13 protein-coding genes and 1 other RNA gene are annotated in these 13,713 nt (G+C 35.3%); 8 read left to right on the top strand and 6 right to left on the bottom strand.

Translation table 11 applies throughout. The features are described from left to right. Nucleotides 1-133: 133 nt before the first annotated feature. The 7 genes from PSR14_RS27610 (at nucleotide 134) to ssrA (ending at nucleotide 6,181) form a co-directional block, all read left to right on the top strand. The gene (locus PSR14_RS27610) at nucleotides 134-502 is read left to right on the top strand and encodes a CidA/LrgA family holin-like protein (RefSeq protein WP_000673222.1); all 369 of its coding nucleotides are present in this window, start codon (nucleotides 134-136) and stop codon (nucleotides 500-502) included. After that, nucleotides 499-1,191 carry an LrgB family protein gene (locus tag PSR14_RS27605; RefSeq protein ID WP_000078304.1) on the top strand — a complete coding sequence of 231 codons (693 nt, stop codon included), beginning with the start codon at nucleotides 499-501 and terminating at the stop codon, nucleotides 1,189-1,191. Before PSR14_RS27610 ends, PSR14_RS27605 begins: the two co-directional genes overlap by 4 nt. A 94-nt stretch (nucleotides 1,192-1,285) precedes the next feature. Continuing rightward, nucleotides 1,286-1,519, top strand: a complete 234-nt coding sequence (gene secG, locus PSR14_RS27600) for a preprotein translocase subunit SecG (protein ID WP_000557262.1) — start codon at nucleotides 1,286-1,288, stop codon at nucleotides 1,517-1,519. A gap of 161 nt (nucleotides 1,520-1,680) precedes the next feature. Further along, a complete protein-coding gene (gene estA, locus PSR14_RS27595; RefSeq protein WP_000761976.1) occupies nucleotides 1,681-2,421 on the top strand; it encodes a carboxylesterase in 741 nt (246 codons plus the stop codon). A gap of 142 nt (nucleotides 2,422-2,563) precedes the next feature. Then, complete coding sequence (gene rnr, locus PSR14_RS27590; protein ID WP_000391094.1) at nucleotides 2,564-4,984, top strand: ribonuclease R; 2,421 nt, start codon at nucleotides 2,564-2,566, stop codon at nucleotides 4,982-4,984. Between the two features lie 248 nt (nucleotides 4,985-5,232). After that, nucleotides 5,233-5,700, top strand: coding sequence for an SsrA-binding protein (gene smpB / locus PSR14_RS27585; RefSeq protein ID WP_001123901.1), 468 nt, complete (start codon nucleotides 5,233-5,235; stop codon nucleotides 5,698-5,700). A 126-nt stretch (nucleotides 5,701-5,826) separates the two neighbouring features. After that, nucleotides 5,827-6,181, top strand: a transfer-messenger RNA (tmRNA) gene (ssrA, locus tag PSR14_RS27580). A 167-nt stretch (nucleotides 6,182-6,348) separates the two neighbouring features. Here the strand turns inward: ssrA and PSR14_RS27575 are convergent. From PSR14_RS27575 to PSR14_RS27550, 6 genes are all read right to left on the bottom strand, one after another. After that, nucleotides 6,349-6,726 (bottom strand): YxeA family protein, encoded by a 378-nt coding sequence (locus PSR14_RS27575; protein WP_000734548.1) that lies wholly within the window; start codon nucleotides 6,724-6,726, stop codon nucleotides 6,349-6,351. A 206-nt stretch (nucleotides 6,727-6,932) separates the two neighbouring features. Next, on the bottom strand, nucleotides 6,933-7,052 hold the full coding sequence (locus tag PSR14_RS27570; RefSeq protein ID WP_000662451.1) for a DUF4027 family protein: 120 nt from the start codon (nucleotides 7,050-7,052) through the stop codon (nucleotides 6,933-6,935). A 185-nt stretch (nucleotides 7,053-7,237) separates the two neighbouring features. Beyond that, complete coding sequence (locus PSR14_RS27565; RefSeq protein ID WP_033671959.1) at nucleotides 7,238-8,374, bottom strand: hypothetical protein; 1,137 nt, start codon at nucleotides 8,372-8,374, stop codon at nucleotides 7,238-7,240. A 130-nt stretch (nucleotides 8,375-8,504) separates the two neighbouring features. Further along, nucleotides 8,505-10,355 (bottom strand): FtsX-like permease family protein, encoded by a 1,851-nt coding sequence (locus tag PSR14_RS27560; protein WP_000924824.1) that lies wholly within the window; start codon nucleotides 10,353-10,355, stop codon nucleotides 8,505-8,507. A gap of 16 nt (nucleotides 10,356-10,371) precedes the next feature. After that, nucleotides 10,372-11,133, bottom strand: coding sequence for an ABC transporter ATP-binding protein (locus PSR14_RS27555; RefSeq protein WP_001189526.1), 762 nt, complete (start codon nucleotides 11,131-11,133; stop codon nucleotides 10,372-10,374). Between the two features lie 12 nt (nucleotides 11,134-11,145). Beyond that, nucleotides 11,146-12,201 (bottom strand): DUF418 domain-containing protein, encoded by a 1,056-nt coding sequence (locus PSR14_RS27550; protein WP_001100769.1) that lies wholly within the window; start codon nucleotides 12,199-12,201, stop codon nucleotides 11,146-11,148. 367 nt (nucleotides 12,202-12,568) lie between these two features. On the opposite strand from PSR14_RS27550, the gene PSR14_RS27545 reads away from it, so the two are divergent. Then, a complete protein-coding gene (locus tag PSR14_RS27545) occupies nucleotides 12,569-13,705 on the top strand; it encodes a VanZ family protein (protein WP_086707189.1) in 1,137 nt (378 codons plus the stop codon). Nucleotides 13,706-13,713 lie beyond the last annotated feature (8 nt).

Here is a 13,713-nt window from a genome sequence, read left to right as displayed (position 1 = left end):
GTAGTCATATCAAGGTTGTAAGCGTATAACATAGGCGTTTTTTGATGTCAAGTTGATAAATTGCAGCTTTTTACAATTTATACTATGATAAAGATATTAACAGAAGATCGTATAAACAAGAGGGATGATGAACATGAAATTTACAAAGATTCTTGTCCAAATTGCTGCTCTTTACGTTTTTTATATGGTTGGAACTTGGGTACAAGAAATGTTAAATATTCCGATCCCAGGAAGTTTGATTGGAATGTTCCTCTTACTTGTTTTACTTAGCCTAAAAGTTCTTCCAGTGAAATGGTTCGATTTAGGAGCAGAAACACTCGTTGCTATTATGCCGTTTTTATTAATTCCGCCAACGCTTGGCCTAATGAATTACGGTGCTTTTTTTATGAGTAAAGGAATTTCTCTTTTCATTACAGTTGTAGCGAGTACATTTTTAATCATTATTGTCGCAGGACATACAGGACAATATCTTGCGAATAGAAAGGAAAGAGAGTCGCGATGAGTCAAATATTAATCGGGATCGGTTGGGTTCTTTTTACGGTGCTATTATATCAATTATCTAAAAAAATCTATAAATTATTTCCAACACCATTCACCATTCCAATGCTTGTAGCAACAGGATTAATGGCTTTCCTATTTATCGTGCTTGATATACCATATCAACATTATATGGAAAGTGGTGGCGGCTGGATTGCAAAGCTACTTGGACCCGGTGTTGTAGCATTTGCAATTCCTCTTTATAAACAACGTCACGTTCTGCAAAAGTATGTTGTACCGATTGCCGGTGGTGTATTAGTAGGTACAACAGTTGCCATTGCAAGTGACTTTGCTATTGCGTCACTTATGGGAACAGATAAAAGCTTAATTTTATCTTCTTTACCAAAATCGGTGACAATGCCAGTTGCGATGAGTGTTTCGGAGCAAGTTGGTGGTGTACCGTCATTAACAGCAGCTTTCGTTGTTATTGCAGGTATTACTGGAACGATTACCGGCCCGCTTTTATTAAAATGGAGCCGCGTTACAAACTCAGTTGGTAAAGGTATCGGATTTGGATGTGCTTCTCATATTATGGGCGTGATGAGAGCGATGAAAAATAATGAACATGAAGGTGTTATTGGATCGGTAACAATGACATTAACAGCCATTTTGACATGTTTGCTCGGGCCGCTATTTGCAATGATGTTCATGTAATAGAAGAAAAGCGAGAGCAACCTTATAGCTCTCGCTTTTCTATAGAATTTATGCTACAGTTACAATAACTGAATCTTTGTAGGAGGTACGCCAAGTGCATACGTTATTATCCGTTTTACTTATTATTGTATCGATTTTAATGATTGTTATGGTACTTATGCAGTCTAGTAATAGCTCAGGCCTTTCAGGTGCAATTTCAGGCGGTGCAGAGCAATTATTTGGTAAGCAAAAAGCACGTGGAATTGAAGCGGTATTAAACCGTATTACAATTGTTTTAGCTGTATTGTTCTTCGCATTAACAATTGGTGTTACGTACTTAAACTTATAGAATTGAAAGAAGGAGCGTTAGTAGGATGTACTAATGGTTCTTCTTTTTTTGTTTTGCCATTTGAAAGATGTTTCTAATTAGATTATAGAAATATAAATATGGTACACTAGATATAGAAAGAATACGACTAGATTACAGAAGAGAAAGAGGAGAAGTACATGATGAAATTAGCATCTCCGAAACCATTTACATTTGAGGGTGGAGACCGCGCTGTTTTATTACTACATGGATTCACAGGAAACTCAGCTGATGTACGTATGTTAGGGCGTTTCTTAGAAAAGAAAGGCTACACTTGTCATGCCCCAATTTATAAAGGGCACGGTGTACCACCAGAAGAGCTTGTTCATACAGGTCCTGAAGATTGGTGGCAAGATGTAACGGAGGCATATCAGCTTTTAAAAGATAAAGGTTTTGAGAAAATTGCTGTGGTTGGATTGTCACTTGGCGGAGTATTTTCACTAAAATTAGGTTATACAGTACCGGTTTTAGGTGTAGTGCCGATGTGTGCACCAATGTATATTAAGAGTGAAGAAACGATGTACCAAGGTATATTGGCATATGCCCGCGAATATAAAAAGCGTGAGCAAAAATCACCAGAGCAAATCGAACAAGAAATGTTGGAATTCCAAAAGACACCGATGAATACATTAAAAGCATTACAACAATTAATTGCTGACGTACGTAACAATGTGGACATGATTTATGCACCAACATTTGTTGTACAAGCGCGTCATGATGAAATGATTAATACAGATAGTGCGAACATTATTTATAACGGTGTAGAATCAACGTTAAAAGACATTAAATGGTATGAAGACTCTACGCATGTCATTACACTTGATAAGCAGCGTGACGAGCTACATGAGGATGTATATAACTTCTTGGAGCAACTAGATTGGTAAGATCTAGTTGCCTCTTTTTTTCATAAGGAATTTTTTGTGAAAACTGTAAAAATCATAAGGGGAGTATTGAAGTTTCGCTTTATACATCCCCTATCTTTCGGATACACTAAATAATATAAGGTTTTAAAGGAGGTATTTTTGCTTGGAAGAAATCATACAAGAACATATTGATAAGTTGTTATTATTTATGAGAGAAGAAGCGTATAAACCGCTAACGATACAAGAGTTAGAAGAGGCATTTGGGATTGAAGGTTCTGAGGGCTTTAAAGATTTCGTAAAAGCACTTGTAACGATGGAAGAAAAGGGACTTGTTATTCGTACTCGTAGCAACCGTTACGGTCTTCCTGAAAAGATGAATTTAATACGTGGTAAGTTAATTGGACATGCGCGTGGTTTTGCATTTGTTGTACCAGACGAGAAGAAAACAGGAGACGATGATCTTTTCATCCCGCCTACAGAATTAAACGGTGCACTTCACGGCGATACAGTATTGGCACGCCTTAGTTCCCAATCGAGTGGTTCGCGTCAAGAAGGTTCCATTGTACGCATTTTAGAACGCGGAACGAAAGAATTAGTTGGTACATATACAGAATCGAAAAACTTTGGATTTGTTATACCTGACAATAAACGCTGGACAAGTGACATTTTCGTATTGAAAAGCGCATCAATGGGTGCTGTAGAAGGTCATAAAGTAGTTGTGAAAATTACGAGCTATCCAGAGAATCGTTTAAGTGCAGAAGGTGAAGTTGTTCAAATTCTAGGTCATAAAAATGACCCAGGAGTAGATATTTTATCTGTTATTCATAAACATCATTTACCTTTAGCGTTCCCTGAAGAAGTGATGGAACACGCAAACAGTGTACCAGAAACGATTTCAGAGGAAGATTTAAAAGATCGCCGTGACCTGCGTGACCAAATGATCGTAACGATTGACGGTGCAGACGCGAAAGATTTAGATGACGCTGTTACAGTAACGAAGCTTGAGAACGGTAACTATAAGCTTGGCGTTCACATTGCGGATGTAAGCCATTATGTTCAAGAAGGTTCTCCAATTGATGTAGAAGCAGCGGAGAGAGCGACGAGTGTGTATCTTGTTGACCGTGTAATCCCGATGATTCCGCATCGTCTATCTAACGGTATTTGTTCATTAAATCCGAAAGTAGACCGTCTGACGTTATCTTGTGAAATGGAAATTAACAATTTAGGTGACGTTGTCAAACACGAGATTTTCCAAAGTGTAATTAAAACGACAGAGCGTATGACGTATGCTGACGTAAGAAGCATTTTAGAAGATGAGGACGAAGAGCTAATTAAGCGTTATGAGCCGTTAGTGCCTATGTTTAAAGAGATGGGGCAATTAGCACAAATTTTACGTGAAAAACGTATGCGCCGCGGTGCAATCGACTTTGACTTTAAAGAAGCGAAAGTATTAGTAGATGAAGAAGGAAAACCGACAGACGTTGTTATGCGTGATCGTTCTGTATCAGAGAAGTTAATTGAAGAATTTATGCTTGTTGCAAACGAAACAGTAGCAGAGCATTTCCACTGGATGAACGTACCATTCATGTACCGTGTCCATGAAGATCCGAAAGAAGATAAGCTAGAGCGTTTCTTTGAGTTTGTAACGAACTTTGGATATGCAGTAAAAGGACGTGCAAATGAAGTACATCCTCGTGCGCTGCAACAAATTCTTGAAATGGTTCAAGGGCAGCCTGAAGAAGTAGTCATTTCAACAGTTATGCTTCGTTCTATGAAGCAAGCGCGTTACGATGCAGAAAGTTTAGGTCACTTTGGTTTATCAACTGAGTTCTACACACATTTCACATCACCAATTCGTCGTTACCCAGATACGATTGTTCATCGATTAATTCGTGAATACATCATTAACGGTAAAGTCGACAATGAAACACAAGCAAAATGGCGTGAAAAATTACCTGAGATTGCAGAGCACTCTTCTAATATGGAGCGTCGTGCAGTTGAAGCAGAACGTGAAACAGACGAGCTGAAAAAAGCAGAATATATGCTTGATAAGATCGGCGAAGAGTATGACGGTATGATTAGCTCTGTAACAAACTTCGGTTTATTCGTAGAGCTTCCAAATACAATTGAAGGTCTTGTACACGTTAGCTACTTAACGGATGATTACTATCGTTATGATGAGCAGCATTTCGCAATGATCGGAGAACGTACAGGTAACGTATTCCGCATCGGTGACGAAATTACAATTCGCGTTATTAACGTAAACAAAGACGAGCGAGCAATCGACTTTGAAATCGTTGGCATGAAAGGTACGCCTCGTCGTAAGTTCAAAGATCGTCCAGTCGTGATTGAACAGCCAAGAACAGGCAGAAAGAAACGCGGCGGACGTAGCGAACGCAGTAATGAGCGCGGCGGAGAACGTGGCACAGGTAGAAAATTTGACCGTGGTGGCAAAGGTAAAGGAAGAGGATCTGCATCCGCGTCCGCTAGCCAACCAGGGAAAAAAGATGGTAACGGCAAGAAGAAAAAAGCATTCTTCGAAAACGTACCAGGATTCAAGAAGAAGAAGAAAAAGCGTAAGTAAGAAAAGGATGGCTTCGCTTTGATAAAAAGCGGGGCTTTTTCTTTTTTCTTAGTGGCTGGAGAACGAGCCACTTTCGCTTTTTATTGGAATCCAGCTCCAGTGGCTAGAATGTTCGGCGGCTTCGCTTCTTCTCTAGAGGCAAAGAACGCCTCAAGGTCAGAAGCTCCATCCACCTCACATTCTGAACGAGCCACTTCCGCTTTTTATCAACATTTGTTACAATAGTAAAAATAGAGGAGGGACGTTATATGCCAAAAGGTTCAGGTAAGGTTATTGCACAAAATAAAAAAGCTTTTCATGATTATTTCATCGAAGAAACATACGAAGCAGGGCTTGTCCTTCAAGGAACGGAAATTAAGTCAATTCGCGCTGGACGAGTGAACTTGAAAGATGCGTTTGCACGTGTACATAATGGTGAAGTATGGGTTCATAATATGCATATTAGTACGTACGAACAAGGAAATCGTTTCAACCACGATCCGCTTCGTACGAGAAAGTTACTTCTGCATAAAAAAGAAATTGATAAATTAGCAGGAGCTGCAAAAGAAACAGGATATGCATTAGTTCCACTTAAAATCTATTTAAAAAATGGATTTGCGAAAATGGCACTTGGTTTAGCAAAAGGTAAGAAACAATACGATAAACGTCACGATTTAAAAGAGAAAGAAGCTAAACGTGAAATTGCACGCGCGTTCCGTGATCGCCAAAAGATGTAATACAGATATTTACATTTGTAAAACGGCGCGCGTATGTTATAATAACTTATGTAAGATTGTTGCACATTGAAAAACAGCTCTTAGTAGCTATCACGAAATTTTCTTCGTATGCTCCATTTTTATCATGGGGACGTTACGGATTCGACAGGGATAGTTCGAGCTTAGGTTGCGAGTCGAGGGGATCGGCCTCGTTAAAACGTCAAAGCCTATAATTGGCAAACAAAACAATCTTTCTTTAGCTGCTTAATTGCACTAAAGGTTCCTCCCTCCATCGTCCATGTGGTAGGGTAAGGGACTCAAACTAAGTGGACTACGCCGGAGTTCGCCGTCTGAGGACAAAGGAAGAGAACAACCAGACTAGCAACTTGGAAGCCTGTCGATAGGCTGAAGAGTTCGCGAAATGCTAATATATCGACTACACTCGTAGAAGCTTAAGTGCCGATATTTTTGGACGTGGGTTCGACTCCCACCGTCTCCACCAATACATATTTGGTGGTTTTTTATTTTGTATGATATGAACCATAATCTTGCCAGGTTGGTGAGGTTATGGTTCTTTTTGTTTGTGGTAAACTAATGCTTCCAAAAAATAAAAGGAGTAGCTCTTATTTAATAAGAGCTACTCCTTTTATTTTTTTTGATAATCATCTGTTATTTTATACCTAATTTCTCTTTTGTTTTTGCAGGTAAATCTGATTTCTGTACTTCTTCATAAGATTTAACTTCTGTGTTTGGTATATCTGTTTTCTTTTCATCCTCTTGTTTAATGTAAAGGCGTAAAAATGCATTTTCTTTAAGTTTTTTATCATTTTCTCTCTTTTGGCTACTAAATGTAACTGTTTTTTCATTTCCGTTTTCATCGTAAGTAGGTAAAGTATAAAGGCGTTGATTATCTTCCATTTTACCCTCACCTTGGATTTGAACGTAGTATTCCTTTGAACCCATTTTGATTGGGGAAGATAAATCACAACCAACCGCAAAGCTAGCGAATAGTGCAAAAGTAGCGCATGAAGCAAGTAATTTTTTCATATGAAAACTCCTCTATAAGTTATTTGTGTGTTTAAATTGGACTAACTAGTTATTAGTTTACAAGGAATAAATGTTTGCAAACATCGATGTATCTAACTGGAAACTTACATTTTTGTAAGGAACCCTTATTTTGAAATCTATCTATATAAAAAGTGATTTTTAGTCATCTTGAATGATTTTAAATTTAAAGTAGTAATGAAGATATATTACATGAAAAGTTGTTGAGCAATTTTAGTAATAGCCGCAACACCAGATAGTAAAACGAAGCCGCCTAAGCAAGAAACGGTAACAATTTGGTTGAATAATAAGTCTTGGTTTTCTTTCATGAGAATTCGCTCCTTTAAAAGTGTTTTTATTGTTGATTGATTATCTACTTTTAGTTTATATAAAATGTAAGATTGGAAACATCGAAGTAACTAACGATTGGCTTACAGTATTGTAAGGAATCTTACAGAAGTATGAAAAAAGGCTATTCTATTGAAAGAATAGCCGAGGCCGGAGATAGATGCTTTTATGGAGTTCTCTCATCTAACTTCATGTTTTTTATAAATCGTTTCGTTTCTGGACTCATAAGGAGAAGTAAGCGGAAGGATGTGCCACCGTAATAGACACATTTCTTGATTTTAGTAACTATTTTTTGTTTTTGTGTAGGAGAAAGACGATTGATATCATTTTCTTCTAACAAATAAATAACTTCTAGCATGTTTTTTTCTGCTTTTTGGGCGATACGATTAGATTTAAACTTTATATACATAAAATTAATGGTTGCACCAATTGTATAAGGTAATAAGGCTAATTGAGCTTTCTTTTCTAAATTCGTTTCTCCGCCAGTTAGTACAGAAATATCTTGAATAAAAATAACTAGTAATAATAGCGTTGTAGCAATCATTGAATTGGATATAAAAAAAGCATTTTCTGTACGACTTAGCTGATAGGGAGGGCGTATCCATACAATTCCCATTTGAACAATAATGCCAATGAAAATTGTTAAAATGATGGAAAAGTTATTTAAAAGATTAAAATGAGTTAAACTGCCTATTGTTGATAATAAACCAGTACTTATTATCGCTCCAGTGATAACAGAAGAGAGTATTAATAGTATTGTCATTAATATATTTGTCCATTGTAGTGCAAGATAAAGGCTGGTTACTGTGACTGCACTTAGAAGTAAAATCATATGCATCACATTAGAGACTAGGTCTGAAATAGACGGTGAGATGGATGCATTAATTTGTAATAAGCTATTGAAGCTTGATGCAGCGATAAGCAAGCTATACAATATTTTTGTATAACACTTGTAAATATATCTTCGATAAGGTAAATCTTTATTGGAGTCAAAGAGAGAAAAGAAGGTTAGCTCTTTCACTTTTTGATGCTCTTGTTTCATTTCGAAGTAAATATTTTTAGCGAAATATAGATAGAGTGACATGCTTATAAGCCAGCCGATATTAAAGAGCCCTACTCCGTAAGATGTCTTAAAATTAAAGAGTAGGGAAATAATTTTGGTTCCCAAATAAATATAAATAGCGATACGAATAAATGTATTTGTTTTTTTTCTTAAATTATAGGTTAGAAACTTTTCAATTTGTTTACTGAAGAAAAAATATAAAAAATTTCTCAGTAGTTGTTTCACATGTTGCAATAACATAGCTCCTTTCATTTATTCAACTCAGGTGTTGAAAATTAAAAATAGAATCAAGTACATATATTAGCATAGTAGATGGATGATGGATATAGGGGATAAAAAAGCTGATGACAGCATGTCACCAGCTTTTTTATTATCTTTCTTTCGGAAGTACAATACCTTTGTACAATTGAACTGTAATTAAGTAGTAAATAGTATAGATCACCGCAAAAATTGCCAGTGGAACCCAAATGCGGAAGTATGGGTCAATCAAAATGAAAGAGAACATATTCATACCAACAATTACATGGGAGATACCAATGGTAGCTGGGAATAAGAATACTAATAATAACTCTTTATAGATTGATCTCGCTAATAGCTCACGACGAACTCCTATTTTACGTAACATTTGATAGCGCTTTGTATCTTTCGTTGCACCAGATAGGATTTTGAACATTAAGCAACTTGCCATCATAGCTAAGAAAGCAATTCCTAAGAAAAAGCCCATAAAGACTGTACCACTTGTGAAAGTGTACATAATTTCGTAAAAGCTAAATTTACTATTTAATTGATCTTTAGTTATATGTTTATATTTTGCTAATTGTAATTGATCAAGTTCTTTCCATTCTTTCTTATACGCTGCGAAATCATTTGTTTTTCCAATTACAACATTTTGTTCCTTTGTTGTTATTTGATTGTACATTTTTTGGTCTACAATTTTTATATGTTGTTGTTTGTATAAGTATTCAGGTTGTATTTCTTTGAATGCATTCTTCCATTCTTCAGAAAGAGCAAGACCACCAATTGTATCATTTGCACCTTTCTTTACAATTGCTCCGACTGGAAGTTCATTTGCAGTTCGTTCTACTTGACCGACTTTCTTTTGCCCGAAACCATTTTGAACAAGAGGGCGATTTTTTTCTAAGTCTTCTTTCAAGTAATAAACGAATTTTTGATCTACTTTGTAGCGATAGTTCGCTTTTTCTTCAAATTTGATCTTGTTTAATATTTTTTTCTCATCTGCTGTTGGATTATGAACTGATACGTCGTATAGGCTAGCAATATCAGTAGTTAGGCTAATATTGTTTTTAAAAGCCATTCCGCCAGCAATTGCTCCAACTGCAAGTGCAATTAACATTGCTACAGTTGCTAATACCTTTGTTAAATCATTTACGCGGAAGCTTAATTGAGAAAAAGTAAATGAGTTTAATCCTTTTTCATTTAATGGTTTAATTTTTTTCAGTAATCTAATAGTTAGCGGTAATAAAGAGATGAAAATAAGATATGTTCCTAATGTCGTTGCTACTGTAGCGATAGGAAATCCAGCTAATGATAAAGCCTTTATATTTATTAATGCTGCATATCCAATTGCTAATGAACCAGCACCAATTACTGCTACAAAGAATGTTTTAATCCCTTTTACGGAAGGCTTGTCTATTTTCATCTCAGAATGAACGAGTTGTAATATTGTAATGCGAGATAGTTTCGCTATATTCATAATGGCAGCTAAGAAAAACAGGATGAAGAAAAATATTACTGTTACACGAATAGATGGAATATAAAGAGCGTGGTATCCATCGGAAGCAAATTCTAATTCTTTCATAAGAAGTTGTCCAATTCCTTTAGAAAGTCCGATACCGATTCCAATCCCAATAATAAGTGAAGTGATCCCGATAGCTAAAGTTTCCATAAACATGAGTAGCGTAATTTTATATTTTTTCGCACCTAACATCATATACATACCGAACTCTTTTTGTCTTAATGACAGTAAAAATGAATTGGCATATAGGATATAGAAAAACGTGATAGTTGCCAATAAAAATGAACCAACTTGGAAGATGATCCCAATAGAGCTAATCATCGAATTTGCTTTAATAAATGAATCATTCATTGCTAGTGTTTGGAACATGTAAAAGATTGAAATGGACATAACAAGCCCAATTAATAAGACAATGTAGTCTCTTATTTTACTTTTTAGTCCTGACATGGAAAGTTTGAGTAACATGTTGTAAATTCCTTTCTTATGCTTTTTGTGTACCCAAATCAGCAAGTACATTTAAAATTTCTTTATAAAACATTTCACGGTTTGTTGTACGATGTAGTTCTTTATACAGCTCTCCATCCTGAATGAACAAAATGCGCTGGCAGTAACTTGCGCTAAATGGATCGTGGGTAACCATCATAATTGAAACATTTTGCTCTTCATTAAGACTTTTCATTGCATCTAAAAGGCTCGTTGCATTTTTAGAATCAAGTGCTCCTGTTGGTTCATCTCCTAAAATAATCGCTGGTTCATGAACGAGTGCACGTGCAGCAGCAGAACGTTGCTTTTGTCCACCAGATACTTCTGAAGGATACTTTTGCAGTAATGATGAAATTCCTAACATCTCTGCTACTTTCGTTACTTTTGGTCCAATCTTTCGAGAAGGAACACCTTGCAAGGAAAGTGGCAATGCAATATTTTCATAGATTGATAAATTTTCTAAAAGATTAAAGTCTTGAAAAATAAATCCTAATTTTTTGGAGCGGAAATCAGAGAGTGCACCTTGCTTCATTTTTGTAATATCAGTTCCAGCAATTTCAACTTTTCCGTCCGTTGCATTATCTAATGTAGAAATTACATTTAGTAATGTTGTTTTTCCAGATCCAGATGGTCCCATGATACCGACAAATTCACCTTCTCGGATTGAAAATGATACACCTTTTAAGGCATATGATTGATTCTCACCTTTTTTACCATATACTTTCTGAACATTTTTTACGTCTACAACAGGTCTTTGCATTTTTATAGCCTCCTATATGTTATTTTTTCTATTATTTTTTCGGATAGGCACTAAGTTCCAATAAGTTAAGCAGCGCCAAATCCATTCTATAGGTCCAAAATTAAAATATTTTAACCAAACGTTACTCAGTATAATTTGAACAATCCATGTTAATAGGCAGACATTAATCATAAGGAAAGCGAGATCCATGCTTTTGACGAATAATGGTAAGATAAAAATTCCTACAAAAGTTTGTCCCAAGTAATTACTCATGGCCATTTTTCCATAGGCTTGTAACGGATGGAGTACAACGCTTCCTAGTTTACTTTTTAACAGAGCCATTAAAATTAAAATATAAGTTAGTGCTAGGAAAGGCTGTAAAATGGTCAATATGATGAATGACAGTTTGGCGCCTTCTGTGAGAAATTGGAAAGTTACTCCAGTGATTGAAATACTGCCTACTACAATTAAAAGTATTGTATGAAGCTTTGGATTCTTCCTTAATTTTGTGAAAATATCCATCTGCATGAGTGAAAAACCCTCAATAAAATAAATTAGAAATCCTGTTAACGTAGTAATGACTTGAAGAACATTCAAGAGTGGAGGTACATTCAAGTTCCCTCCGTACAAATAATCATAAGACATAATACTCACAATAATTCCGATTACATGGAAGGTTAGAGAAATGCCTAATAACCATTTACCAGGAATTTTATGAAGTGATAGTAGCACTAATCCTACAATTGCATAGGGAACAAGTACATCTCCTGACCAAATACTAGCGTGTAAGAGCCCAATGACAACTAATATAATCATACGACGTATATACAAGGAATAAGGTTGCCCTTTGGCTTTCGCACGGCTTAAGAAAAGAGCTGAACCTGCTCCAAAAAGTAAAGAGAAGATAGCATAAAACTTCCCTGTTGCTAAAATGTTAATCCAATTAGCATCGCTTAATTGTCCAGCACCCGATCTCTGACTAAATTCAGCTATATTCACTAAGAAAATACCAATTAAGGCAAAACCTCGTATGACATCTAAATCAACAATTCGATTTTTTTGAGGTAAGCTTTGTTTTATTACATTCATAATCTACCTATCCTTTCTATAATGATTTTTAGTGCATGTATTAAATTTGCGATGACAGCAGATTAATGTCGAAGTGTTGCTTGGTTAACTATTGTTAGTGTACAAGTGATTAAAAGTTGCAAACATCGATGTATCTAACTGGAATCTTACATTTTTGTAAGGAACCTTCATGTAGATGTTTTTTTGCATACATGAAAAGACCCTAAAGAATTACTGGTAAGTAGTAATTCTTTAGGGTCTTTTTGATGAGTAATAAGTTAACTTGAAAACCAAATAAATTGAATGAAAAAACAAATAAAACTGAAAATGGAATAAAAAGAAAAATTTGTTATAATAGCGAATGTTGTATATTTTGGAGGTGAAGAAATTGGGTGCTTATTTATTCCCGATTAAGACAGCGATAATTACCTTTCCAATCGCTGGGTTTATTTTATTAATTCCTTTTTTAATTTGGCAGTATCGGAAGCATGGGTATATTAATTATTTACGTATGTTTGTTTTGTACTCTTTATTATTATTTTCAATGGCGGCCTATTATTTAATTATTTTACCGTTTCCGGCTACGTTTGATACGTGTAGTATGCAACGTCCAGGAACACAGCATTATCAAATAACACCTTTTACTTCAATCATGGACATTTTGAGAGAAACAAAGGTGAATTTTGCAAATCCAATGTCATACATTGGAATTTTGAAAGAGCGTGCATTTTTACAGGTAGCATTTAATTTTCTTTTATTGTTACCATTAGGCGTTTATTTACGATATTATTTCCGTCGTAATCTGTTACAAACTGTTATTATTACATTTTTTGTTTCCTTATTCTTCGAAGTTACACAATTAACAGGATTCTATGGATTGTATAATTGTCCATATCGTTTATTTGATGTTGATGATTTATTCTTAAATACGCTTGGTGGATTTGCAGGATATATGATTGCACCAATATTTACTTATTTCCTACCAGATGTACATGCGATGGATGAAAAAGTTGATTTTGAAAATAAACCAGTTCGTATGACACGACGCTTCCTTGCTCTTTGGATGGATTGGTTTGTTATTGGGATTGTGACTTCTTTAATATTCAATGTGAAAGTTTCCATAGCATTTATATTTAACCCTGCTGAAAAATTGGACGAGCTTTTACTTGGCTTCGTTTGGATATTCGTTTATTTTATTGTTGTTCCTTATTTCACAAATGGGAAAACAATTGGGAAATGGATTCTTCATTTTAGAGTAAAAGGGCAAGGAGAGAGAATTACTTTCATTGAATTATGTAAACGCTATGGCCTGTTATATTACGGGATTGGTGGTATCAATTATATTTTAATTGCTTCTAGAGTATTAAATGAGCAATTAGAGATAATTTTCCTTTTACTATTCTTTATTTTCAATGGTTTAATCTTATTGCATTTTGCATTGCATATTTTCAAACGAGATAAGCGTTTATTCTATGAGAAAATGAGTAAAACGTATAATGTGATAACTTTTAAAAAGAACAAATAAATAAAAAG

Source organism: Bacillus sp. A01H (assembly GCF_045277205.1).
In the GTDB taxonomy this organism is placed as follows: domain Bacteria; phylum Bacillota; class Bacilli; order Bacillales; family Bacillaceae_G; genus Bacillus_A; species Bacillus_A paranthracis.
Note: the sequence above shows the minus strand (reverse complement) of the source record. Positions and strands in the feature narration are given on the sequence as shown.

What these genes read in the sequence shown, in the direction of transcription:
- PSR14_RS27610 (WP_000673222.1), top strand. Translation starts at nt 134, where the DNA reads ATGAAATTTACAAAGATTCTTGTCCAAATTGCTGCTCTTTACGTTTTT.
- PSR14_RS27605 (WP_000078304.1), top strand. Translation starts at nt 499, where the DNA reads ATGAGTCAAATATTAATCGGGATCGGTTGGGTTCTTTTTACGGTGCTA.
- estA (WP_000761976.1), top strand. Translation starts at nt 1,681, where the DNA reads ATGAAATTAGCATCTCCGAAACCATTTACATTTGAGGGTGGAGACCGC.
- smpB (WP_001123901.1), top strand. Translation starts at nt 5,233, where the DNA reads ATGCCAAAAGGTTCAGGTAAGGTTATTGCACAAAATAAAAAAGCTTTT.
- PSR14_RS27575 (WP_000734548.1), bottom strand. Translation starts at nt 6,726, where the DNA reads ATGAAAAAATTACTTGCTTCATGCGCTACTTTTGCACTATTCGCTAGC.
- PSR14_RS27570 (WP_000662451.1), bottom strand. Translation starts at nt 7,052, where the DNA reads ATGAAAGAAAACCAAGACTTATTATTCAACCAAATTGTTACCGTTTCT.
- PSR14_RS27565 (WP_033671959.1), bottom strand. Translation starts at nt 8,374, where the DNA reads ATGTTATTGCAACATGTGAAACAACTACTGAGAAATTTTTTATATTTT.
- PSR14_RS27560 (WP_000924824.1), bottom strand. Translation starts at nt 10,355, where the DNA reads ATGTTACTCAAACTTTCCATGTCAGGACTAAAAAGTAAAATAAGAGAC.
- PSR14_RS27555 (WP_001189526.1), bottom strand. Translation starts at nt 11,133, where the DNA reads ATGCAAAGACCTGTTGTAGACGTAAAAAATGTTCAGAAAGTATATGGT.
- PSR14_RS27550 (WP_001100769.1), bottom strand. Translation starts at nt 12,201, where the DNA reads ATGAATGTAATAAAACAAAGCTTACCTCAAAAAAATCGAATTGTTGAT.